This window comes from Microbacterium sp. CH12i, from assembly GCF_000685355.1.
Lineage (GTDB): Bacteria > Actinomycetota > Actinomycetes > Actinomycetales > Microbacteriaceae > Microbacterium.
The window spans coordinates 90078-112439 of sequence record NZ_JHET01000010.1 but is presented as its reverse complement, the minus strand read 5'-3'; the positions used below and the strand labels follow the sequence as shown (position 1 = coordinate 112439).

Here is a 22362-nt window from a genome sequence, read left to right as displayed (position 1 = left end):
AGCCAGGCTCACGTGTTTCTACAGCCGGGTAACCCGGGGCTCGACGATCGCGTCGACGCGACGGATCCAGTCGCCGCCGTTCGCGTAGCACCAGGCGACGGCATCGCTCACCCAGAGCAGCGGATGCTCCGCAGTGCCGGGTTTGTGCGGAAATCGGGGGTTTTGTCGTATCCGGGATGCGCGCCTGTTCGATGAAGCCGCACAAGGCTCGCAAACCGGCCGCCGCAGAATAGTCTTACCCTTACCGCACAAGGCGTGATCTCTGGGAGGGCACTGGCATGAGCACCGATATCGCCCCGACCTCCCGGCGCCGCATGATCGCCTTCGTCGTGGGAGTTGCAGCCGTTATCGCGTTCATCACCCTCCGACTCATCGTGGCGGCAGGTGATCACGAGCCGCTGGCGGTCGACGTCTGGTGGCATGACCTTATGGTGGCGAACCTCAACGACGCTTTAATCATCGCCGCCTGGGTGCCCGCGGTCGTCGGGGGCACGATCGGAATGATCGTCGTGGGAGCCATTTTCATCGCGTGGCTCCTATGGCGCGGGCGCGAGGGGATGCCGTAACGCTGGCGGCTGCCATGATCGTCGTCGTCGCGATCGGGGCGACCATGGCCGCTGTGATCGCCCGCAAGCGTCCCGAGGACTCGCTCGCTGAAAGTGTCGCGACCTCATTCCCCTCCGGGCATACTGCCGTCGCGACGACGGTTGTCGTCGTCCTCGGACTGCTCCTGCGACGCTGGTACGTGTGGAGCCTCGGCGCCGTGTGGGTTCTCATGATGATGTGGAGTCGCACCTATCTCCACGCGCACTGGCTCAGCGACGTGGTGGCCGGTCTCCTTGAAGGCATCGCCGTTGGCATGCTTATCTGGGTCGCAGCAGAGGCCGTACGCGATCGTCACGCCACCCGCACCGTCGATGCATCCTCCAACGAACAACCGATTGAAAGTGTCGCGAACTCATGAATCCCAAGACTTCAGCCGCGTCGACAGCCAGAGCGGCCCAGGGGTCCGATGCGTTCCGTGTCCTCGCTCGCGTTGGGTACATCGTTCTCGGCATCCTGCACGTTCTCATCGGGGCTATCGCGATCTCGATCACCACAGGCGGAGGAGGCGGCGACGCCGATCAGGGAGGTGCGATGCAGCAGATCCAGAAGTCATCGGCAGGCGTCGTACTGCTGTGGATCATCGTTGTCGGTCTTTTCGCGCTCGCGATCTGGCAGATCGCGGAAGCCGTGACTGAGCGTGACCCCGACACGAAAAAGAAGTGGGGATACCGGATCAAATTCATCGGCACTGCGTTCGCCTACCTCGCGATCGCTGGGACCGCGCTCACCTACGCTCTTGGCGGGCAGTCTCAGTCGTCCCAGTCCTCCCAGTCGCTCAGCGCTCAACTCCTGGCCGTGCCTGCGGGTGTCGCACTGCTTGTTCTACTCGGTCTCATCGTGGTCGCGATCGGCATCGCATTCATCGTCCGCGGCATCACCAAGGCATTCAAGAAGAATCTCAACCTTCCGACCGGAGCCACGCGCTCTGGCATCGTCACCTTCGGCGTCGCCGGTTACATCGCGAAGGGCATCGCGGTCGCCGTGGCCGGAGTGCTCTTCGTGGTCGCCGCGCTCACACATAACCCCGAAGCTGCCGGCGGACTGGATTCTGCGCTGCGCACGCTCGCAGGACTTCCGTTCGGCACGGTGATCCTGTGGACTGTGGGCGCCGGGCTTATCCTCTACGGCCTGTTCTGCTTCGCACGCGCCCGCTACGCGAGGATGTGATTCGCGGAGCTGGCGATGACTCGTCAGCTCCGCGGACGCGCAGCCGGAGCTACGGCGTCGGTGTCGGCGATGCTGCCGGATCGGGCGGCAAGACGGACGCCCCATACATGGCGCCCATTACCGACTTCGCGAGCACGACAGCGGCGTTCTGCCCGTCGACCGGCGAGGCTGAGAGGTTGCATCCGATGATGATGGTGTCGCCGGTGTCAACGTTGTAGACCATGAACGTCGAGAAGCCCGGGAGTTGTCCGTCGTGGCCGAAGATCCCTGGGGCGAATTGGACGATGCCGAGACCGTAACCGATCCCACTGGGTGCTCCTGCACTCATCGGCTGGATGCTCGCCAAGCGCAGTTTCTGGGTGGCGTCATCTAGTAGTCCACCGCCCACGAGGGCTTTTACATAGACGGCGAGATCAGCGGGCGTCGAGATGGCTCCGCCGGCCGTCCAGCCCCACGAAGGATTCGCGTCCGTCTGATCTATGGGCTCTAGCGTGCCGTCGAGCGCGTCAGAGAGTTGGTCCGCCGGAACCGCGTACGAGTCGATCGTGTCGACGTTCGTGCCGAATTGGTATCCCCGCGCGTGGCTCTGAGGGATGGAAGAGTCCGTGGCGGCCGGCAGCGAGGAGTGCTTCAGACCGAGTGGTTCGAAGATTCTCTCCTTGAAGGCCTCGGATGCTGACATCCCGGTGAGCTGTTCGATCACGACGCCGAGCAGCACGATGTTGGTATTGCTGTATTCGAACTCCGTTCCGGGCGCCGCATTCACCGGGTGCGAGAACGCGATCGCGAGAAGCTCGTCGGGAGTCCACGCTTTTTGCGGATCATCGTCGAGGGTGGAATTGAAGCCAGGGTCGAAGGTGTAGCTGAAGAGCCCGCTTCGCATCTCCGAGAGCTGAGTGATGGTGATGTTCTCACCTCCGGGTACGTCGGGGCGGTATTTCGAGATCGGGTCGTCGAGCGAGAGTTTGCCCTCGTCGACAAGCTGCAGGATGACGGTCGAGGTCATCGTCTTCGTGTTGCTGCCGATCCGAAAATAGTCGTCGAGTGACATCGGTACGTCGGCGCCCAATTCAGCCGTGCCGAAAGTCGCCGACCAGTCGCCCTTCGACGGCGACTGCACTGACACGACGACTCCGGGGATGGCATTTTTCTCCATCACGTCGGTGATCTGCCCCTCAAGGGTCGCGGCGTATTCGGGCGTGACCTCGGCTGGCGAGTCCGTCACGGGTGCGGCCGGTGCCGCACCCGGCGAGGCGCACGCGCTGAGACTCAGCACCGCACCGACCACGAAGATGGCTAGGGCAGATTTTTTGATCATGGTCGCAATCGTGTCAGTCGCGAGCGGCGAAAAAAGGAGACCTAGGTCTCCAACGGATGCGGTGCCCGCCCCGCCGGATGCTACTTCGGCGGACCGTGGGTGAACGCCGGCGGCGGGTTCTCAGGCACGAGCTGCGTGGCGATCTGGAGGGCGAGCTCGGTCGACCAGTTCGTCAGCGAGATATCCCAATCTGCGTAGCTGTTCGGTCCCGGCACAGCCGACACTGCGATCGTTACTGAACCTCGGTCTGAACTCGATGCAGGGAGCGTGGCAACGGCTGACTGGTATCCGCCGAACAGCGGCGTCTGCAGTATCCAGTCGTCCTGAATGAACACTCCGAGGCCGTAGTTCCACTCTTTGGTGAGAGTGTGGCAGTTGCTGCATCCATCCAGTGGCGCGCCGAAGCCGACCAGTGCGGGAGCGATCATCTCCTCGTACGATTCGGCAGAGAGAAGTTCACCGCGGCCGACGATCGCGTCGAAGCTGGATGCCATGTCATCGATCGTCGTCGTCTCGATGGCCCCGGCCGGCAGCGTCCACGACGGATTCCAGTAGGTCGAGTCTTCATAGGTTCCGCGTTCCGCAGTGAATCCGTGCACGACAGGATCCGGCATCCGGGCGGTGATGTCATGCACCGTCCCAGCGAGGTCGAGCGGGTCGAGCACATACTTCGCGATGAGCTCGTCGACCGGGGCATCGCCCGCTTCGGCGAGAACCCTGCCGAGCAGGATGTATCCGGCGTGTGAGTAGTCCCAGTTCTCGCCCGGTGCGAACATGCGCGGGGTGGCGCTGCTGAATGCCAGGAGCTCGTCCTCGGTCCACGCCCGAAACGGGTCAGCGTCGTTCGCAGCATCGAAGTCGGGGTTCGCAACGTGATCCGGGTAGCCGGCGGTCATCGACGCGAGCATCCGCAGGGTCGCGGTATCGGCTCCCGGCCACTCGGGTAGCCAACGTGAGATCGGCTCGTCGATGTCGACGAGCCCCTCATCGGCCATCGCGAGCATTGTGGCGGCCATGTACATGATCGCGACAGCGCCATTTCGGAAGTGTCCGTCCTCACTCACGGGTACACCGGTCATCGAGTCGCCGAGGGCGAGGGTTGTGACTGTTTCACCATCGATGCGCACCTGGACGACGACAGACGCCAGCTCGCGCTTCTCGAATTGCGCATTCGCCAGATCGTCGACGATGGCAACGGCTGCAGGATCCTCAACAGCCACCGGAGTCTCGGATGCCGCGGGCGGCGTCGCAGCGCTGCATCCGACGAGAACGAGCCCGACGCACGCGGCCGTACCCGTACCCAAAAACGCACGAAGGCGTGCAATCACGATGTGTGCTCCTGACAGGCAAGTCGCCGATCGCTGGCGAGGGCAATAGTCTCAGTTCTTGAGGGCATGATCAGCACGCTACGCAAACCATCGCGGGCGCCGTTAGAGACCTGAGTCCCCAATGTGGCGCAAGAGCTGAAGGGGCCTCATCGCGAGTGCCGAGAAACAGAACGGGGTGAGGATGCGCGAACTGCGCTCGCCGCTGCGTCGCTCATTCGATCGGGCGCTTCTCGCGCTTCTCGTCGCCGGTCTGCTCTTCGTCGTGCTGCTTGTCGCGCTCCTGCCGTCCGGCGGCTCGATGGACATCGCCCGCATCCTGTTCCCCTCGGCTCTCGTCGTATACCTGATCGCCGGATTGCTCTCCTGGTATTACCGACCGAGTAATCGGATGGGCGCACTCCTCCTGCTGGCCGGGGTGGGGATCTTCCTCACCGGAGCGGAAAACACCACGGTGCCGCTGTTCGTTGCACTCGGCGTGGTCGGAGGCAGCCTCACACTCGCCGTGCTCATCCACCTGCTGCTGGCCTTCCCCTCCGGTCGGCTGCACGGGAAGGTTTCGCAGATCACGGTCGCCGCGGGGTACTTCACGGCGCTCGTGCTGCAGGCTCCGCGTTACCTCTTCATCCCGCACCCGAGTTTCTCCACTTCGTCGTTGTGGGATGCGCCATGGGTTGCTGAGTTCGCAGCATCCGCGCAGACCCTCATCGGCGGACTGGTGTTCATTGTCACGGGTGTGCAGCTGGTCTTCCGGCTGAAGCGTGCGTCAACAGCGGAACGCCGCGTGCTCGTGCCGCTGTACTTCTACGGCATCTTCGCCATCGCCGTTCTCTTCTTCGCGACGCGGCTGCTCGGCGCATTCCTAAGCTGGCCAGCCGATGCAGTCGGCATCCTCCAATTGACGGTCATCGCGCTCGTGCCAGTCGCGTTCGCGCTCGCGGTGCTGCGCGGCGGTGTCGCTCGCACCGGCGAGCTCGAGGAGCTTGGGGCCTGGCTCGGCGCGGCCGGCGACGAGAAGCCGGCCATCGCGGGTGCCTTGGCGCGGACACTCGGAGACCCGACGATCGAGGTCTGGTTTTGGGTGTCCTCCCGCGCGATATATGTCGATGCGCAGGGCGTTGAGGTCGGCGTCGAGCCCGAGGTCTCGCGTGGGACGGAAGTCGTCGAGCTCGACGGTCGGCGCATCGGCGCGATCTCTTATGACAGGGCGCTCATGCCGGAGCCAGAGCTTGCGCGCACCGCGGGGCGAGTGGTGGCGATCGCGCTGGATCGCGAAAGGCTGACCGCAGAGCTGCGTGCGAGCAGGCGCGCGCTCCAGCTCTCACGCGAGCGGCTTGTCGAAGCCGCCGATCACGAGCGCCGCCGCATCGCGCAGGACCTCCACGACGGGCTGCAGGTGCAGTTGGTGCTGCTCGCGCTGGACGCGCAGCGGCTTGCGCGCGCGCTCGGTCCCGGCGAAGGTCTGTCGCTCTCGCAACGAGCAACGGCGTTGCGAGAGGGCATCGACTCAGCGGCTGTGGAACTGCGTGAACTGGTCCATTCCGTGATGCCGGCTGCCCTCATTCAGCGAGGGCTGTCGCTGCCGCCGAAGACCTCGTCGATCGGATGCCGATCCCTACCACACTGCATCTCGACGTCGTCGATGGTGACTGCCCGCCGGCTGTGGAGAGCGTCGCCTATTTTGTGGTCGCCGAGGCGCTCGCTAACGCCGTCAAATACTCGGATGCTCGTGCCATCAACGTGAGCCTGCGTCGAACAGCGGACAGCCTGCACATCGAGGTGAGGGATGACGGGCGGGGCGGCGCGCGCGCCGGAGGCGGCTCAGGACTTCTCGGGATGGCCGAGCGTATAGATGTGCTTGGGGGAACACTTGTCGTGGTCAGTGAACCAGACAACGGAACGACGATCAGAGTGGAAGTGCCGTGCGCGTAGTCATCGGTGAGGATGAGGCCCTGTTGCGCAGAGGCCTGGAGTTGGTGCTCGATGAGGGCGGCTTCGATGTTGTGGATTCCGTGTCGGATGCTGAGTCTCTCGAGCGATCTGTGGCCACCCACCGACCGGACCTTGTGGTGACGGATATCCGGATGCCGCCGACGTACACCGAAGAAGGCCTCGTTGCGGCGGCGCGCATCCGCGAGCAATTCCCTGGCACATCTGTAGTGGTGCTCTCGCAGCATGTGCAGCGGCGTTACGCGGTCGAACTTCTGAGCGATCAGGCCGGGGGCGTGGGGTATCTCTTGAAGCAGCGAATCGCGGATGTAGACACCTTCCTCGGCAATCTGCGGGAAGTGGCCCAGGGCGGCACCGCCATCGACCCGGACGTGATCGCTCTGATGGTGGCCCGCGCACGCATTTCTGATTCCGCAGTCGGCGCGCTCACGGTGCGGCAGCGCGAGGTGCTCGCGCTGGTTGCCGAAGGACGAAGCAATGCGTCCATTGCCGCGCTGCTCTTCCTCACGGAGAAGTCGGTCGTGCAGCACATATCGAGGATCTACGATGCACTCTCGCTGCCCGTCGATTCTGATGCGCACCGCCGTGTGCTCGCCGTGCTTCAGTACCTCAACCAGCAGTAGCGGTAGCCAACCGGGATGCTCGCTGACGGGATGCGCGGGACTTCGATGCCGCGCTGGTTAGGGGAACATCCGACGCAACAGCGTCCAGTTGCTCTCGCTGAGCGCTTGAGTGATGACGCTCGCGGCATCCGGGGAGACATCCACGGATAGGCGGTCCCACACGGATTGAGCAGTTGGCAGGTCGCGCGCGGCGATGGCGGTCGAGAACTCATAGACCGTGTGGAAGTACGGGATGGTCGACGTTCCCGGTTCGGCCGCGTAAGGCATGAAAGAGCTGACCAACGGAAGCGTGGGGTCTGGGCGCAGGTACAGCACATCGCCGGGCTGGATCGCAGTGCCGCAGCAACGGTGGTTCAGCGTTCCGAGGGTCAGCGCATTGCCGAAGCAGAAGCGGTCGCCGATCGCGAACAGCGCGTCGCCGGGCTCGACGGTGTAGGTCTCGATCTGTCCCTGCTCGTCCAAGCCCACTGCGCCCGCCGCGAATTCCCGCGGTCCCATGTCGATGAGTTCAGCGCCGGTGAGTGTCGCGTAGGTCGGTCCGTCCTCGTTGCCCGCGATGTTGATCCAGGCCGTTGCCGTGCAATCGCCCGGGCCGCCTTCCGGTACCCAGGTTCCATTGCCGATATCGACGTACCCGTCCGGGATGCCGTCTGGATTGTCAGTGGAATCCGCAGCCACAACCGTGTCTGCTGAGGGTGCGCTGGCATCGGCCTGCTCGGTGCCGGACTGGTTGAACAGCGCCCAGCCGCCGACCCCGGACACGACCGAGGCAACGGCGGGAGCAGCGACCGCGACGAGGCACGCGACGACGAGGCCGGAGACAGCGGCGGTGATCTTCTGGGAGCGGTTCATTTGGTCTCTACCTTGGCATCGACCCGAATGAATGCGCCAGAGGATCGCAAGTGCGCCTCAGCGCACCACACTCCGAAACCCGCGCAGCCGCAGGCTGTTTCCGACCACGAACACGCTCGATAGTGCCATCGCCGCTCCTGCGAGCATCGGATTCAGCATCCCGAGTGCGGCGATCGGGATCGCGGCGACGTTGTAGGCGAAGGCCCAGAACAGATTGGCCTTAATGGTTCCGAGCGTCCGGCGCGACAGTCGGATCGCATCGACGGCGCTGCGCAGATCACCGCGCACGAGCGCGATATCGGACGCTTCGATCGCGACGTCCGTCCCTGTTCCCATCGCCAACCCGAGGTCAGCCTGCGCGAGAGCGGGGGCGTCGTTCACGCCGTCGCCGACCATCGCGACGACCTTGCCCTCGGACTGCAGACGCTTCACCACAGACACCTTGTCCTTCGGCAGCACCTCCGCGATGACGTGATCAATTCCGACTTCGGACGCGATCTGCCGCGCGACCGCCGCGTTGTCACCGGTCAGCAGAATGGGGGAGAGCCCGAGTTTCTTCATTTGGGCGATCGCCTCGGCGCTGGTGGGTTTGACCGTATCGGCGACGATCAGGATGCCGCGCGCACGCGCCGCCCCACCCCACCGCAACCACGGTCTTGCCTTCGCTCTCAGCCTGAGCCTTCGCCGACGCGACAGAAGGCGAGAGTGCGAGTGACCAATCTGCGAGCAGCGACTCGCGCCCGACGACGAGACTGTGCCCCTCGACGATGCCCTGAACGCCCTTGCCTGCGACGCTCACGAATTCAGAAACCACAGGTAGCGGTCCGGATGCACGCACCGCACCCGCCGCAATGGCCTGGGCGATCGGATGCTCGGACGCATCCTCCAGCGCTCCGGCCAGTCGCAGCAGCTCATCAGCATCTATTCCAGATTCGGCATGAACATCGACGAGAGTCATCTTGCCGGTCGTGACGGTGCCGGTTTTGTCGAGCACGATCGTGTCGACCTTGCGGGTGGACTCGAGAACCTCAGGGCCTTTGATGAGAATCCCCATCTGCGCACCGCGTCCGGTGCCGACCAGCAATGCCGTCGGGGTCGCGAGACCCAGCGCACACGGGCACGCGATGACCAGCACGGCAACCGCTGCGGTGAACGCCGCAGCGGCGGGGAATCCTGCGAGCAGCCAGCCGCCGAGAGTCACCACCGCGATGACGAGCACGATCGGTACGAAGACGCCCGAGATCCGGTCGGCGAGGCGCTGTACCTCGGCCTTGCCGGTCTGCGCATCTTCGACGAGCCACGCCATCTGCGCGAGCTGCGTGTCAGCGCCGATGCGCGTTGCGCGCACCACGAGGCGGCCGCCGGCGTTGACGGTCGCTCCGGTGACGGCATCCCGTTCGGTGACCTCGACAGGAACGGATTCGCCGGTGAGCATCGAAGCATCCACCGCCGACGTGCCCGACGTGACAACGCCATCGGTCGCGATCTTCTCGCCGGGGCGTACGATGAACTCGTCACCCACCTGCAGCTCCGCGATCGGGATCTGAGTCTCCACGCCATCGCGGAGCACCGAGACGTCCTTCGCGCCGAGCTCGAGCAACGCGCGCATCGCCGCACCGGCTTGGCGCTTGGAACGCTTTTCGAAGTAGCGTCCGGCGAGGATGAACATCGTCACGCCCGCGCCGACCTCGAGGTAGATGTTCGCCGCACCGTCTGAGCGCGCGAGCGCGAACTCGAAACCGTGCGTCATCCCTGGCATCCCGGCTGTGCCGAAGAACAGCGCGTGCAGCGACCACAGGAAAGCCGCGAGCGTGCCCATCGAGATGAGCGTGTCCATGGTCGCGGCGCCGTGGCGGAGATTCATCCACGCCGCACGGTGGAACGGGAACGCGCCCCACACGATCACGGGAGCGGCCAGCGCCAGCGACGCCCACTGCCAATACGTGAACTGCAGCGCCGGGATCATCGCCATCGCAATCACCGGAACGGTCAGGATCGTCGAGATGATCAGACGCTGGCGTAGCGACGTGAGTTCGGGATCTCCTTCTGCGACTTCGTCAACGTCGGCTTTCGCGGCCGGAAGTGCGGCGGTGTATCCCGTGCGCTCAACCTCGGCGATGAGCAGCGCGGGGTCGTAGTTCGCTGGAATCGTCACCTTCGCCTTTTCGGTGGCGTAGTTGACGGATGCCGTGACTCCATCGACCTTGTTCAGCTTGCGCTCGATGCGGTTGGCGCACGAGGCGCAGGTCATCCCGCCGATCTCCAGCTCAACGCTCGACCCCGCGGGGACTGCAGAAATCGGAGTGCTCATCAGGATGCTCCTCTGGAAACGATGTTCGGGGACGGCCGGGGATAGCGCGGGGTCAGGCGCGAACGGCTGAGTAGCCGGCCTCGTCGACCGCGGCGAGAACTGCGGCGTCATCGATCGGCTGGGTCGAGGTGACGATGAGCTTGCCGGACTGTGCGCTGACCTGGATGTCGTCGACGCCGGCGATCTGGCTGACCTCTTCGCGAACCGACATCTCGCAGTGCCCGCAGGTCATGCCCGTCACTTGATACTCGATAGTGCTCATTTCGTGCTCCTCTGGTTGGTGTCTACTAAACGTAACAGATACCCCCCAGGGGTATTCCATGGACCCCGCGAAAGAGTCCGCCGTGCAAGGATGGCGGCATGTCTACTGCTACCGCCGACCTCTACGACGAGTTCGAGGAGGGCATTCAGTCTCTCCCCGTCCAGTTCCGCAGTTTCGGGCGCCGCGCGGCGTTCGACGGGCCGATTCGCACGATCCGCTGTTTTGAAGACAACGCGCTCGTGAAGGCGACATTGGCGACTCCCGGTGAGGATGCCGTGCTCGTCGTCGACGGCGGCGGATCGCTGCAGACAGCACTCATGGGCGACCTGATTGCCGAGTCGGCAGTCGCCAACGGCTGGGCCGGCGTCGTTATCCACGGTGCGATCCGCGACAGCGTCGCGATCAATGGTCTCGATCTCGGAGTGAAGGCACTCGGCACCAACCCCCGCAAGAGCAGCAAGCTCGGCACCGGCGAGGTCGATGTCGAGCTGGAGTTCGGGGGAGTGGTGTTCCGCGTCGGCGCGCACCTCTACAGCGACGAAGACGGCATCCTCGTCGAGCGCTGACCTCTAAGCGTTCTCGAGAATCCCCGCAGTCACGCGCGCGCTGAAGTACAGCGCCTCCACCGGCACGCACTCATCGGCCGAGTGGAACTGGCCGTAGACGTCGAAGTCGTCCGGCACGCGCAGCGGCACGAACCCGTAGCCGTTGACACCCAGCCGCGCGAAGTGCTTGTTGTCGGTGGATGCCGGCAGCAGGTACGGCACCACGACCCCATCCGGGTCTTCTTCGCCGATGGCTGCGGTGATTGCATCCACTAGGTCCCCGTCGACGGGCGACGCGATCGGGTCCATCGATCTGAAGCCCTCCACCTCGACGGTCGGGCCGGACAGGCGCGACAGTTCCGCGAGCAACTCCGCCTCACCATCGGGCAGGGCCCGATAGTCGATGATCGCCTCGGCGCTCGCCGGAATGATGTTGCTCTTATCGCCTGCACGCAGCACGGTCGGCGCGGCAGTGTTGCGGGCTGCTGCCGCGATCACGCGCCCTACGAATCCGAGGTCTTCGAGCTCGGCATCCAGGTTCGCGTCGCTGAACACGACGCCCCGCGCGTGCCCGAACACTTGAAGGAAACGCGCCAGGGCCGGCGTCCGTACCACCGGGAATCGGTGTGCGCCGATCCGCGCGACGGCTCCGGCGAGCTGCGGCACCGCATCGCTCGGAAGCGGACGCGAAGCGTGGCCCGCCTCACCGCGCGCGGTCAGTCGCACGCTGCCGACGCCCTTCTCGGCGGTCGCGAGCAGATACGCCCGTCGCCCTTCGACAAGCGGCACCGAGAACCCGCCGACCTCGCTGATCGCCTCGCTCGCACCGGTGAACAGCTCTGGCCGATTATCGACCAGCCACGACGCACCCCAGACGCCGCCGCTCTCCTCATCGGCGAGGAAAGCGAAGATCAGATCGCGACGCGGCCGGATGCCGGAACGAGCAAAGTGCCGCGCCACCGCGAGGATGACGCCCGCGAAGTTCTTCATGTCAACGGCGCCACGGCCGTACAGCAGACCGTCCTCAATCTCGGCGCCGAACGGCGGATGAGTCCAGTCGTCAGCCTGCACCGGAACCACATCGAGGTGCGCGTGCACGATGAGCGCCGCAGCATCCGGATCGGTGCCGGAGATACGCGCGACCACGCTGCCGCGCCCGGGTGTGGGCTCGACGAAGGTCGTCGCGATGCCAACGTCTTCAAGTTTGGACTGCACGAAGCGCGCGGCGCGTGTCTCACCATCGCCGATCGTCGAGAGGTCGCCGGTGTTGACGCTGTCGATGCGGATGAGGTCGCGCACGAACTCGAGCGCTTCACTTTCCAGAGGAGTCACCCCCTCACCGTAGCGGCCGCTCATTACGCGCCGTTACTTCCCGAATCGGTCCGACCCCGCACCTCGTGATTCACTAAATTTGTGAACAACTCCCGTATGAAGAACAAGATCGTTTCCGTCCTCGGCATCCTGGTGGCCGGTGCGCTGACCATGTCGATGGCGGCATGCGCGGGCAGTGACGCAGGAGCCACAGATGAAAGCAAGATCGTCCTCGTGGCGGATGACGGTACCGAAGCGCACTGGACTCTCATCAAAGACAAGCTCGCCGACGAGGGTATCGAGCTCGAAGTCCGCACGATCACCGACGGCGTGCAGCTGAACCAGGCCGTGCAGGAGGGCGAGGCTGATATCAACCTCTTCCAGCACCTGATCTTCCTCTCTGACTTCAATGTGAACAGCGGCGGCACCCTTGTGCCGGTCGGCGCCACCGCCGTCTACCCGCTCGCGCTGTACTCCGAGAAGTACACCGATGTCGCCGATATTCCGGAGGGCACGAAGGTCGCCATCCCCAACAACCCGACCAACCTCGCGCGCGCCCTGCTGAACCTTCAGCGCGCCGGACTCGTCGAGCTGAAGGACGGCGGCAGCGCCTTCTCGTCCGAGGCCGACATCACCTCGAGCAAGATCGAGATCGTCGCCGTCGACTCTAACCAGACGGTGACCGCTCTGAAGGACGGCAGTGCGGACGCCGCGATCGTCAACAACACTCAGGCGCAGAAGGGCGGGCTCGGCGACGACCTGATCATCTTCACCGAAGATCTCGACAACCCTGAGCTCGCGCCGTACATCAACATCTTCGCCGTCAAGGACGAGAACAAGGACGACCCGCGCTGGGCGAAGGTTCTCGAGGCATACCACTCCACCGAGGTTGAGGCCGCAGTCACCGAATTGAACCAGGGCAACCTGCAGTTCAAGGGCGACTGGACCATCGCTGACCTCCAGGCTGAGCTGACTGACCTCGAAGATCAGTTGCGCGCAAACAAGTGACTTCGAGCGACGGCGGGGCCCCGCAGACACACGACACCAGGTCGACGAGCATCATCACGTTCGATCGTGTCTCCAAAGCGTTCCCCGGAACGCGCAAGGGCCCCGTCGTCGACGCTCTCGAAACCGTAGACCTTGAAGTCCAGCCGGGCTCCATCGTCGGCGTCATCGGATACTCCGGGGCGGGCAAGTCCACCCTGGTCCGTCTCATCAACGGCCTCGAGAAGCCCACCGCCGGCACCGTTAACGTGCTGGGAACGGATGTCGGAAACGCCTCCGAGACGCAGCTGCGCAGCCTGCGCGGACGCATCGGCATGATCTTCCAGCAGTTCAACCTCTTCAACTCCCGCACAGTGCGCGGCAACGTCGCGTATCCGCTCAAGGTCGCCGGGTGGAAGAAGGCCGACATCGGCCCGCGCGTCACCGAACTGCTCGACTTCGTGGGGATCGGCGACAAGGCTGATAGGTATCCGCGGTCGCTGTCGGGCGGACAGAAGCAGCGCGTCGGCATTGCCCGCGCGATCGCCGCGAACCCTGAACTGCTGCTCGCCGACGAGGCGACGAGCGCCCTCGACCCGCAGACGACGGGCGAAGTGCTGAACCTCCTCCGCGAGATCAACCGCACCCTGGGCATCACCATCGTCGTCATCACCCACCAGATCTCGGTCGTGCACGAGCTGTGCGATCAGGTCGTCGTCATGGACGGCGGCAAAGTCGTCGACAGCGGCGACACCTACCGCGTCTTCGCGCATCCGCGGGCGGCGCTCACTGAGCGATTCGTCGCGGCGGTCACGCAGGGCGTGCCGTCGGGGGAGACCCTGGATGCTCTGCTCCTCGGTGGCGGCACCCTCATCAGCGTCGACGTCAACGAGTTCACCAGCGAGAACGTCGACGACGTCTTCGAGAAGCATGGCGTGCGTCGATCGGTCGTGTTCGGCGGCGTCACCGACATTCGCGGTCGCCAGCTCGGAACGCTCACCTATCGCGTGCAGGGGACGGCGGATGCTATCGCAGAAGTCGTCGGCGAGTTGGGTGCGCGCACGCGCGCTGAAGTACTGGCATCCAGAGCGGAGGCCCGCGCATGAACGGTATCCGTCCGCTCGCTGACTGGAGCACGCTGACTCCGGTGCTGCTGGAGTCGATCCAGGAGACCATCTATATGGTCGCGGTCACTCTGGTGATCGGTGGCATTGCGGGGCTTCTGATCGGTGCGGTGCTCTACGCCACGCGTCCGGGAAACCTGTTCGGCAACAGCGTCGTTTTCAACGTGATGAACCTGGTGATCAACGTCATCCGGCCGATTCCGTTCATCATCTTCCTCACCGCGGTGGGGCCGGTGACGAAGGTGATCGCGGGCACGACGCTGGGCACTGAGGCGGCGATCGTGCCGATGACGATCATGGCTGCGGTGGTGATCGGGCGCGTCGTCGAACAGAACCTTATCGCCGTCGACCCAGGCATCGTCGAGGCGGCGCTCGCGATCGGGGCGAAGCGACTTTCGATCCTGTTCGGTGTCGTGATTCCCGAGGCGCTAGCGCCGCTGATCCTCGGCTACACGTTCATGTTCATCGCGGTCGTCGACATGTCGGCGATGGCCGGATACATCGGTGGCGGCGGACTCGGAAACTTCGCCATCATCTACGGCTACCAGCAGTTCAACCAGGAAGCGACCTGGGTTACGGTGGCGATCATCATCGTGATCGTGCAGGTGGGCCAGATCTTCGGCAACTGGCTCGCGCAGCGGGTGCTGCGGCGCTAGCGTGCTCCGCTGCTTCGCTTGCCGTTCACCACAGCGGCCGTCACCAGAATCGGGCGGTGATCGCTCGAACGCTGGGGCAACGTCTGGATGCTGTCGATCGTGTAGCCGTTCGACGTCGCAAAGTCGTAGTGACCCTTGAATACGCGGTAGCGGGTGTACGTGCGATCGTCGCTGAGCGTCAGCGTGTACCCGTGATCGCGGATGGTCTGGCCGAGGTTCTCTTTGAATACGGGGTAGTTGTAGTCGCCGACCATGAGCACGGGGAGGCCGCGTCCCATGTTCTCGAGCTCGCTGAGCGCCGTGCGGATCTGGTTGCGTCGTAGTGAGTTCAGCGCGGTGAGCGGTGCGGCGTGGAACGAGGCGACGATCAGCTCGGCACCGTTGTCGATGTCGCGGAGGCGCACTCCGAGCACGCGCTCATTCGCTGGCTTGAGAACCCGGTCGTGCAGTGACTTCTTGAGCCCGAAGGTTTGGATGTCTTGCAGCTGGAACGTGTTCGTGCGGTAGTAGACGGCGAGACCCAGCCGGTTGCCCTGGGTAGCGTCTGCGAGGGTGAGCCCGGCGATCTCGTCGGGAAGGTGCGAAACGTCGCATTCCTGCAGGCAGAGAACATCAAGCTCGTGCTCAGCGACGAGCTCTTCCAGCTCGGTGGCAGCACGATGCTTGCGCAGGTTGTACGAGATCACCTTCATCACCGTCCACGCTAGTGCGTGAAACTGAATCTGGACTATCTAATTCGTGTCAGTCGGATGCTTCGCTGTCACGCCGCGCGCGCGTTTGCTCTGCGCGCGCCCCGAGCAGATCGTCGGTCGGGTAGCCGACTTCGGTGAGCGTGAGTCCTCGCGCGGCGAGCACTTTGAACTCGCTGGTGCGTTCGAGAGCGTCGCGCAGCGCGACGAGATCGCTCACATCGAGGCGTTGTTCGCCGACAGCAGCGCACGCGCCGACGAGTGCCCGCACCATGCTGTGGCAGAAGGCGTCAGCCTTGACCTCGGCGACGAGCACGCCGTCGGCATCGCGCTGCCAGCGGTAGTCGAGCAGTGTGCGAATCGTGGTCGCCCCTTCGCGGGCTTTGCAATAGGCGGCGAAGTCATGAAGGCCAATGAGGGATGCTGCCGCAGCATCCATTGCCTCGACATCGAGCGACGAGCGGATGCTGGTGGTGTCGAGCCTGCGCGCCGGGTCGAAGCCGGCGACGTCATCGGCAAGGCGGTAGCGGTACCGCCGCCACACGGCGGAAAAGCGGGCATCGAACCCCTCGGGCGCGCGCGAGGAGCGGCGCACGGTGACGTCGGGGTATGCGCCGAGGACACCCCGCATCCGGCCTGCGATAGAACCAGCGGGATCGTGGGCGGTGCGTCCGTGTCGGGCCTCGATGCGGCCCCACTGGGACTCGTCGAGATCGACGTGTGCGACCTGGCCGGCGGCGTGGACTCCGGCATCCGTGCGCCCCGCGACGACGAACTGCACGTCGGACCCGACGATCCGCGCGAGCGCTTCTTCGAGAGTGCCCTGTACGGTGCGCAACTGCGGTTGCTTCGCCCACCCGCGAAAGTGGGTGCCGTCATAGGCGATGTCGAGCCGGATGCGCACGAAGCCAGCCTAGCCCCGCGGCTAACATCCCACAGGAGCGCGAGCGACGCAGGCTGCAACGGCTGTCATCGGCGTGATTCTGCGACTGCGAGTGTTCTCCGAGTCTCGAACAGCAGACAACATCGGTCCAGCGAGTTGCTGCTTGTCCGATCGCGGGACGAGTGCGTCCGCCCACCCGCCGAGCCAGCTAATTAAAACCACGCCCATCGAAGGCAAGGGCAGGCGTGCCTGCCCGCGACAGCCAAATGTCTCAATACGCCGGACGTCGGCACCCAAGCACCCGTCAGGTGCCACGCCTCGTCGTGATCCCCGGTTCGGGGGTCACCGCTTGCCGCTAGTCTCGCCCGGGTGCCACGGTTTGCCGCTGAACGCAGATTTGACGGCAAGGCGCGACACCTCGCGGCGCAATTCCGACCGGAGATGGCCCGCGTCGGTGGTTTGGTATTGGCATCCGGCACGGTGGAGAGATGGGGCTGCCGCGGGCAGGCGTGCCTGCCCTTGCCGGCGATGAGAATGGTCGAGATATTGAGGCGGGGAGCGTTACGAGAGGCCACGCTTGGTCGTTGATGCAGGGGGAGGGGGCGCAGCTTGTCGCTAACGCTGAGGGAGGGGGTTGAGTTCGTCGCTAAAACTGTGAATAGCGACCAGGCGGGACCCCTCTTTTGGCGGATGCGACCAACTGCGTCCCCTCGCACCCCCGCGACCCACGGCGGCACGCGCCACCGACAGCAGCGTCGACCCATTTGCCCACCCGCCCTTCATGCCGTAAGCTACTTCTTTGGTACTCGACTGCAGAGTGCCGCGAACGTGAGCCCTCCACTGGCGTCTTCCTCGCATTTAGCAAGGAACCACCCCGGAGTGGGATTCACGAACCTCTCCGTTCGAACAAGAAAGCAGCACTATTGTGACGCGCACTTACACACCCAAGGCTGGCGAGATCCAGCGCGACTGGGTCGTCATCGACGCCAATGACGTCGTTCTTGGCCGCCTCGCCTCGCATGCGGCAACGCTCCTGCGTGGCAAGCACAAGCCGACCTTCACGAACCACCTCGACTCTGGTGACTTCGTCATCATCATCAACGCCGAAAAGGTCGCGCTGACGGGTCAGAAGCTTCAGAAGAAGATGGCCTACCGCCACTCCGGTTACCCGGGTGGTCTCACGAAGATCTCCTACGCAGAGCTCCTCGAGAAGAACCCGATCCGCGCTGTCGAGAAGGCCGTCCGCGGCATGCTCCCCAAGAACAGCCTTGGTCGTCAGCAGCTGACGAAGCTGAAGGTGTACGTCGGTGCTGAGCACCCGCACGCCGCACAGCAGCCGCAGACGTACACCCTCGACCAGGTCGCCCAGTAAGCGCCGTAAAGATTACTAAGGACAGACTCGTGGCTGATACTCAGGACACCCCCGAAACCGAAACCCCTCAGAACTACTCGACGTCGAGCCCGGAGACCGCTACGGCCACCGAGACGGCTCCTCGTCCGGTGCTCAACGTTCCCGGCGCAGCAGTCGGTCGCCGCAAGCAGGCTATTGCCCGCGTGCGCGTCGTCCCCGGCTCGGGCACGATTACGGTCAATGGCCGTACGCTCGAGGACTACTTCCCGAACAAGCTGCACCAGCAGCTGATCACCGACCCGTTCACGGTGCTGAACCTGACTGGTGCGTACGACGTCATCGCTCGCATCTCGGGTGGTGGCGACTCCGGCCAGGCCGGTGCGCTGCGTCTCGGCATCGCTCGCTCGCTCAACCTGATCGACGAAGAGAACAACCGCGCGATCCTCAAGAAGGCCGGCTTCCTGCGTCGTGACTCTCGCGTCATCGAGCGCAAGAAGGCTGGTCTCAAGAGGCCCGCAAGGCTCCTCAGTACTCGAAGCGCTAAGGCTCACTACTCCGATGCCGCTTTTTGGCACGGACGGCGTGCGAGGACTTGCCAATGGCATCCTCACCGCCGACCTGGCGCTCACCCTGGCCCAGGCGACAGCTGTCGTCCTGGGCCAGGGCCGTACTGCAGAGAGTCGCAAGTCTGAGGGCAAGCGGCTGTCCGCAGTCGTTGCCCGCGACCCGCGTATCTCCGGGGAATTCCTCGTGGCCGCAGTCTCTGCTGGCCTCGCAGCATCCGGTGTCGACGTTCTCGACGCTGGTGTCATCCCGACCCCGGCCCTGGCGTTCCTCGTCGCAGATCACGATGCCGACTTCGGCGTCATGGTGTCTGCGTCGCACAACCCCGCGCCCGACAACGGGATCAAGATTTTCGCCCGCGGTGGTGTGAAGCTTCCCGACGCGGTTGAGCAGCGCATTGAAGCCGCGATGGCGGGGGAGAAGCTTCTTCCCACAGGCGAGGGTGTCGGCCGAGTCCGACGCTTCTCCGATGCCGAAGATCGCTACGCACTGCACCTTCTGGGGTCGCTGCCGCATCGGCTTGACGGCATCCATGTTGTGCTCGATTGTGCGAATGGCGCGGCTTCTGGGGTTTCTCCAGAGACGTTCAAGGATGCCGGCGCCACCGTCACCGTCATCGGTGCAGAGCCCGACGGCATCAACATCAACGACGGTGTCGGCTCGACGCACCTCGACAACCTCGCCGAGGCTGTTGTGCGTCTTGGCGCCGATGTCGGTATTGCGCACGATGGTGACGCTGATCGCTGCCTCGCAGTGGATGCTGACGGCAAAATCGTCGACGGCGACCAGATCATGGCGATCATCGCTGTCTCGATGAAAGAGCGCGGCGTCCTCACCGACAACACGCTCGTCGCGACCGTGATGAGCAACCTCGGGTTGCACATGGCGATGAAGGAGCACGGGATCACCGTGCGCCAGACCGCTGTGGGTGACCGTTACGTGCTCGAAGATATGAACGCTGGCGGCTACGCGCTGGGTGGCGAGCAGTCTGGGCACGTGATCATGAGCGAGTTCGCCACGACCGGTGACGGCGTGCTGACGGGCCTGCACCTGGTGGCAGAGATGGCGCGCAAGAACAAGACGCTCGCCGAGCTCGCGGCGGTCATGACGGTGTACCCGCAGGTGCTCACGAACGTGCGCGACGTCGACAAAGATCGCGTTGACGAGGACGAGGGCGTGCAGGATGCTGTCGCCGCCGTCGAGGCGAAGCTTGGTGAGTCCGGACGAGTGCTGCTGCGCAAGTCAGGCACCGAGGCTCTCGTTCGCGTGATGGTCGAGGCGGCTGATCCTGAGTCTGCGGAGACCTACGCCGCGCATCTCGCCGACGTGGTTCGCCAGCGCCTCGCGCTGTAGTCGTCGCGCTTATAGCTGCTACGTACACGTAGCCGCCCACACACGACAAAAAAGTAATGCCCCGGCCCGAAGCCGGGGCATTACTTGTTACTGAAGGTGTATCAGGCTGCGGCGTTCTGCTTGTTACGGCGAACTGCAGCGGCGACTGCGACGCCACCACCGGCGAGAACGAGTGCGCCACCAGCGACCCACGTGGTGAGGAGAGCTGTGCTGTCCATGCCCGTAGCAGCAAGGTTGTCCTTGTTGTCGGTGCCTGCGGCAGAAACCGTGATCGTCGCGGCAGCGCCGACCGGGTTCGAGGGCGAGGTAGCGAGGATCGTGTAGGTGCCCGAAGCGTTAGCCGGCAGGGTGATCGACGCGCCACCGACGCCACCGGCGCCGTTAGCCGTGGTGGTGCCGAGTGCCTGCGTCTGTACGGCAAACTTCACGAAGCCGAGGGTTGCGCCACTGGCGTTCTCGCCCGTGAGGCTGATCGAGACCGTCTCGCCGGGCAGGAACGCGCCAGCCTGAACGGAGAACGTGAAGGATCCACCGGCTACAACAGTCGAGCTGCTGGTGTCACCGGTAGGAGTAGGAGTGTAGGCAGATGCCGCGGTCGGAACCGCGAACAGTGCGCCAGCGGCGATCGCTGTGATGACAGCGGCCTTGGTGAACGTGTGCTTCATGAGTCCCTCCGGACTTTTTGAGAGTGAGAAAATCAACGCGTGAGTAGACCCGGCGTAATTAGTTGGTTCCGACGAGCCCCCCTCTTAGACGCCCGTCGTCGGTAGTTCCATAATCATTATTCAGGAGAAGCACAGCTTTCTGCAAGTTGGGGGGTGCGTTGAGCGTGAACAGTCGGTGTCATCTGCGTTACGATCTGCGCACTCTGCGGTGTTCTCACCCTCACCTGTAGGGTCAGTTCTTCGCCCGGGGCAAGTCGTGTGGTCCATGAGATGACCTGGCGGCCAGCGTCATTTCCTCCGCCGAATCCGGGAGATTGCCCTGTACCACTGGCGGACGACGACATGAGTTCCGCGCCCTCGGGCAGGTAAACGTATGCCACCGTTTCAACTTGGCCTGGGGGGATGCCGTGTTTTCCGCCGCCGGTGATGTACCAGGGAAGCGACGCGGCATCCGCGGGTGCGGCGTTACGCAGTGTGACGGTGAGCCCGGCTTCGCCCGCGGCACACCATGACGTGTCTGCCGAGAATTCCATGTAGTAGTCCATCTTCGAACTCGTGCCGTCATTGAGGAAGACGCCGAAGTCGGTGGCCGCGGGGTCGCTAGAGCCGAGCACGCCCTGCAATGTGGTGCCATCGAGAATTGCTTGTTCCTCGGGGGCGGCGTTCCACAACAGCAACCGATTTTCTTCGCCAGCACGTCCGAGCGCGGCGATGAGAGCGGCCGGATCGACATTGCCTGCAGAGAGGGCACCGAACACAGCGGCCGAGGACATCGCGAAGAAAGCATCCTGCTCTTTCGGATCTTCGTAGCGCAGGTACACCTCGTTGAGAAGCAACTGCACCGCGTTCTCATTGGTCAGCACGTCGCCGGTGGGGAGCTGGATCGGACCGGTCGCTTCGAGAAGGTAGGACAGTGCGACCGGATCGAGCGCGAGCACTCCATCGACGGTCGTTCCCGTCTCGCGCGCCCACATCTGCTGCATGATCGGGGCGTCGCGCGTGAAATCGGGAATCTGAGTGACGTTCTGCACGAACGTCGCTGGCTGTTCGCCGAATAGTCGCAGCTCTTCATCGGTGAGGGGTATGACGGGTTCGTCGTACTGCGGGAAGTCCGACGACGAGGCTGGGAAGCCAGAGTGAGCTGGCCGTTCTCGGTGTGCAGCAGCACGAGAGCCCCGACGATGCCGCCGAGCGAGCGCCACTCGGCATTGTTCTGAAAGACGACGAGATAGTTGCGGGGACCATCTGCGCCGAGCATCGCGGGTAGTAGTGCGGTGGTGCGACGCAGCGCATCTGCTCCGCCGTACGCCTGTTCGAGCAGCGTCGAAACCTGGTCGACCGCATCCCGCACGGGGGCAACCAACGGGGCGGGGTCGATGGCAGAGACGGCCGAGGTCGCCGCACCGAGGCCTTCGGCGCCGGCTGTCGACGCTTCGCTGAGAGCTGCGAAGGGCGTCAGATCGATCGCGCCATTCTGGGGCCGGATGCTGTCGATAGAGAATGATGATGCGACGGATGCGAGTGGGGTCAGTGACTGCGAGGCCACATCATCGAGTGAGGCGGCGACCGTCGATACGGCAGCCAGCTGCGGGCCGACCCAGGGCAGTTGTTCGCCGAGCTTCCAGATCACGTCGCCGGTCAGGTCACGAGCGGCGGATGTATCGGCAGAGATGTCGGAGATAAGGTTTGCGGCGGTCGCCGGATCTGAGAGGGCCGCTGCGGCATCCCCCGCAGTCGCTTGAGCGCTGACGAGGTGCTGGTAGGCCAGAAACCCGCGCACGCCGATCCAAGCGGTGCCCAGCACGGCGAGTAGAAGAATGCCA

Annotated in this window: 20 protein-coding genes and 3 pseudogenes; 13 read left to right on the top strand and 10 right to left on the bottom strand. The window is 64.3% G+C overall.

The window, feature by feature from the left end:
- Positions 1-278 precede the first annotated feature (278 nt).
- The 3 genes from DC31_RS17160 to DC31_RS12620 are packed head-to-tail and all read left to right on the top strand — an operon-like array spanning position 279 to position 1773.
- Positions 279-566, top strand: a complete 288-nt coding sequence (locus DC31_RS17160) for a hypothetical protein (protein ID WP_051606913.1) — start codon at positions 279-281, stop codon at positions 564-566.
- Complete coding sequence (locus DC31_RS12625) at positions 539-964, top strand: phosphatase PAP2 family protein (RefSeq protein WP_051606911.1); 426 nt, start codon at positions 539-541, stop codon at positions 962-964. The genes DC31_RS17160 and DC31_RS12625 overlap by 28 nt, the downstream gene beginning before the upstream one ends.
- Entirely contained in the window at positions 961-1773 is an 813-nt protein-coding gene (locus tag DC31_RS12620; protein ID WP_036280663.1) for a DUF1206 domain-containing protein, read from the top strand. The genes DC31_RS12625 and DC31_RS12620 overlap by 4 nt, the downstream gene beginning before the upstream one ends.
- Positions 1774-1822: 49 nt before the next feature.
- Here DC31_RS12620 and DC31_RS12615 read toward each other — a convergent pair whose 3' ends face one another.
- Entirely contained in the window at positions 1823-3091 is a 1269-nt protein-coding gene (locus tag DC31_RS12615) for a serine hydrolase domain-containing protein (protein ID WP_051606909.1), read from the bottom strand.
- 80 nt (positions 3092-3171) lie between these two features.
- The gene (locus DC31_RS12610) at positions 3172-4419 is read right to left on the bottom strand and encodes a serine hydrolase domain-containing protein (protein WP_051606906.1); all 1248 of its coding nucleotides are present in this window, start codon (positions 4417-4419) and stop codon (positions 3172-3174) included.
- 181 nt (positions 4420-4600) lie between these two features.
- Between DC31_RS12610 and DC31_RS12605 the strand changes: the two genes are divergently transcribed.
- The 3 genes from DC31_RS12605 to DC31_RS12600 are packed head-to-tail and all read left to right on the top strand — an operon-like array spanning position 4601 to position 6989.
- Complete coding sequence (locus DC31_RS12605; RefSeq protein WP_051606905.1) at positions 4601-6160, top strand: histidine kinase; 1560 nt, start codon at positions 4601-4603, stop codon at positions 6158-6160.
- Positions 6079-6348, top strand: a complete 270-nt coding sequence (locus DC31_RS20610) for an ATP-binding protein (protein WP_442921905.1) — start codon at positions 6079-6081, stop codon at positions 6346-6348. The genes DC31_RS12605 and DC31_RS20610 overlap by 82 nt, the downstream gene beginning before the upstream one ends.
- The gene (locus tag DC31_RS12600; protein ID WP_036280661.1) at positions 6339-6989 is read left to right on the top strand and encodes a response regulator transcription factor; all 651 of its coding nucleotides are present in this window, start codon (positions 6339-6341) and stop codon (positions 6987-6989) included. Before DC31_RS20610 ends, DC31_RS12600 begins: the two co-directional genes overlap by 10 nt.
- Before the next feature lie 57 nt (positions 6990-7046).
- On the opposite strand, the gene DC31_RS12595 is transcribed toward DC31_RS12600, so the two are convergent.
- The 3 genes and pseudogenes from DC31_RS12595 to DC31_RS12585 all read right to left on the bottom strand — a co-directional run bounded on the left by DC31_RS12595 (position 7047) and on the right by DC31_RS12585 (position 10414).
- Positions 7047-7841, bottom strand: a complete 795-nt coding sequence (locus tag DC31_RS12595; protein WP_036280659.1) for a hypothetical protein — start codon at positions 7839-7841, stop codon at positions 7047-7049.
- Positions 7842-8045: 204 nt separating this feature from the next.
- Positions 8046-10092, bottom strand: a pseudogene (locus tag DC31_RS12590) (heavy metal translocating P-type ATPase); the annotation flags it as partial.
- Between the two features lie 112 nt (positions 10093-10204).
- Positions 10205-10414, bottom strand: coding sequence for a heavy-metal-associated domain-containing protein (locus DC31_RS12585; RefSeq protein WP_036280657.1), 210 nt, complete (start codon positions 10412-10414; stop codon positions 10205-10207).
- Between the two features lie 98 nt (positions 10415-10512).
- Here DC31_RS12585 and rraA point away from each other — a divergent pair, with 98 nt between their 5' ends.
- Positions 10513-10980 (top strand): ribonuclease E activity regulator RraA, encoded by a 468-nt coding sequence (gene rraA / locus DC31_RS12580; RefSeq protein ID WP_036280655.1) that lies wholly within the window; start codon positions 10513-10515, stop codon positions 10978-10980.
- Positions 10981-10983: 3 nt separating this feature from the next.
- On the opposite strand, the gene DC31_RS12575 is transcribed toward rraA, so the two are convergent.
- Positions 10984-12291, bottom strand: coding sequence for a M20/M25/M40 family metallo-hydrolase (locus DC31_RS12575; protein WP_235201496.1), 1308 nt, complete (start codon positions 12289-12291; stop codon positions 10984-10986).
- An 81-nt stretch (positions 12292-12372) separates the two neighbouring features.
- On the opposite strand from DC31_RS12575, the gene DC31_RS12570 reads away from it, so the two are divergent.
- The 3 genes from DC31_RS12570 to DC31_RS12560 are packed head-to-tail and all read left to right on the top strand — an operon-like array spanning position 12373 to position 15034.
- Complete coding sequence (locus DC31_RS12570; RefSeq protein ID WP_235201495.1) at positions 12373-13278, top strand: MetQ/NlpA family ABC transporter substrate-binding protein; 906 nt, start codon at positions 12373-12375, stop codon at positions 13276-13278.
- On the top strand, positions 13275-14360 hold the full coding sequence (locus DC31_RS12565) for a methionine ABC transporter ATP-binding protein (RefSeq protein ID WP_051606903.1): 1086 nt from the start codon (positions 13275-13277) through the stop codon (positions 14358-14360). The genes DC31_RS12570 and DC31_RS12565 overlap by 4 nt, the downstream gene beginning before the upstream one ends.
- On the top strand, positions 14357-15034 hold the full coding sequence (locus DC31_RS12560) for a methionine ABC transporter permease (protein ID WP_036280649.1): 678 nt from the start codon (positions 14357-14359) through the stop codon (positions 15032-15034). Before DC31_RS12565 ends, DC31_RS12560 begins: the two co-directional genes overlap by 4 nt.
- Here the strand turns inward: DC31_RS12560 and DC31_RS12555 are convergent.
- A complete protein-coding gene (locus tag DC31_RS12555) occupies positions 15031-15726 on the bottom strand; it encodes an endonuclease/exonuclease/phosphatase family protein (protein WP_036280647.1) in 696 nt (231 codons plus the stop codon). The two genes, DC31_RS12560 and DC31_RS12555, sit on opposite strands and share 4 nt — an antisense overlap.
- A gap of 49 nt (positions 15727-15775) precedes the next feature.
- Complete coding sequence (truA, locus tag DC31_RS12550; protein ID WP_036280645.1) at positions 15776-16627, bottom strand: tRNA pseudouridine(38-40) synthase TruA; 852 nt, start codon at positions 16625-16627, stop codon at positions 15776-15778.
- Between the two features lie 904 nt (positions 16628-17531).
- On the opposite strand from truA, the gene rplM reads away from it, so the two are divergent.
- From rplM to glmM, 3 genes and pseudogenes are all read left to right on the top strand, one after another.
- Positions 17532-17978 carry a 50S ribosomal protein L13 gene (rplM, locus tag DC31_RS12545; protein WP_036280643.1) on the top strand — a complete coding sequence of 149 codons (447 nt, stop codon included), beginning with the start codon at positions 17532-17534 and terminating at the stop codon, positions 17976-17978.
- Between the two features lie 29 nt (positions 17979-18007).
- Positions 18008-18501: pseudogene (gene rpsI / locus DC31_RS12540) on the top strand (30S ribosomal protein S9).
- A 14-nt stretch (positions 18502-18515) separates the two neighbouring features.
- Entirely contained in the window at positions 18516-19874 is a 1359-nt protein-coding gene (glmM, locus tag DC31_RS12535) for a phosphoglucosamine mutase (protein WP_036280639.1), read from the top strand.
- A 101-nt stretch (positions 19875-19975) separates the two neighbouring features.
- On the opposite strand, the gene DC31_RS12530 is transcribed toward glmM, so the two are convergent.
- Positions 19976-20539, bottom strand: a complete 564-nt coding sequence (locus DC31_RS12530; protein WP_036280637.1) for a hypothetical protein — start codon at positions 20537-20539, stop codon at positions 19976-19978.
- Positions 20540-20655: 116 nt separating this feature from the next.
- Positions 20656-21797: pseudogene (locus DC31_RS17155) on the bottom strand (DUF4012 domain-containing protein).
- Positions 21798-22362 lie beyond the last annotated feature (565 nt).

What these genes read in the sequence shown, in the direction of transcription:
- DC31_RS17160 (WP_051606913.1), top strand. Translation starts at nt 279, where the DNA reads ATGAGCACCGATATCGCCCCGACCTCCCGGCGCCGCATGATCGCCTTC.
- DC31_RS12625 (WP_051606911.1), top strand. Translation starts at nt 539, where the DNA reads ATGGCGCGGGCGCGAGGGGATGCCGTAACGCTGGCGGCTGCCATGATC.
- DC31_RS12620 (WP_036280663.1), top strand. Translation starts at nt 961, where the DNA reads ATGAATCCCAAGACTTCAGCCGCGTCGACAGCCAGAGCGGCCCAGGGG.
- DC31_RS12615 (WP_051606909.1), bottom strand. Translation starts at nt 3,091, where the DNA reads ATGATCAAAAAATCTGCCCTAGCCATCTTCGTGGTCGGTGCGGTGCTG.
- DC31_RS12605 (WP_051606905.1), top strand. Translation starts at nt 4,601, where the DNA reads ATGCGCGAACTGCGCTCGCCGCTGCGTCGCTCATTCGATCGGGCGCTT.
- DC31_RS12595 (WP_036280659.1), bottom strand. Translation starts at nt 7,841, where the DNA reads ATGAACCGCTCCCAGAAGATCACCGCCGCTGTCTCCGGCCTCGTCGTC.
- DC31_RS12585 (WP_036280657.1), bottom strand. Translation starts at nt 10,414, where the DNA reads ATGAGCACTATCGAGTATCAAGTGACGGGCATGACCTGCGGGCACTGC.
- rraA (WP_036280655.1), top strand. Translation starts at nt 10,513, where the DNA reads ATGTCTACTGCTACCGCCGACCTCTACGACGAGTTCGAGGAGGGCATT.
- DC31_RS12560 (WP_036280649.1), top strand. Translation starts at nt 14,357, where the DNA reads ATGAACGGTATCCGTCCGCTCGCTGACTGGAGCACGCTGACTCCGGTG.
- DC31_RS12555 (WP_036280647.1), bottom strand. Translation starts at nt 15,726, where the DNA reads ATGAAGGTGATCTCGTACAACCTGCGCAAGCATCGTGCTGCCACCGAG.
- glmM (WP_036280639.1), top strand. Translation starts at nt 18,516, where the DNA reads ATGCCGCTTTTTGGCACGGACGGCGTGCGAGGACTTGCCAATGGCATC.
- DC31_RS12530 (WP_036280637.1), bottom strand. Translation starts at nt 20,539, where the DNA reads ATGAAGCACACGTTCACCAAGGCCGCTGTCATCACAGCGATCGCCGCT.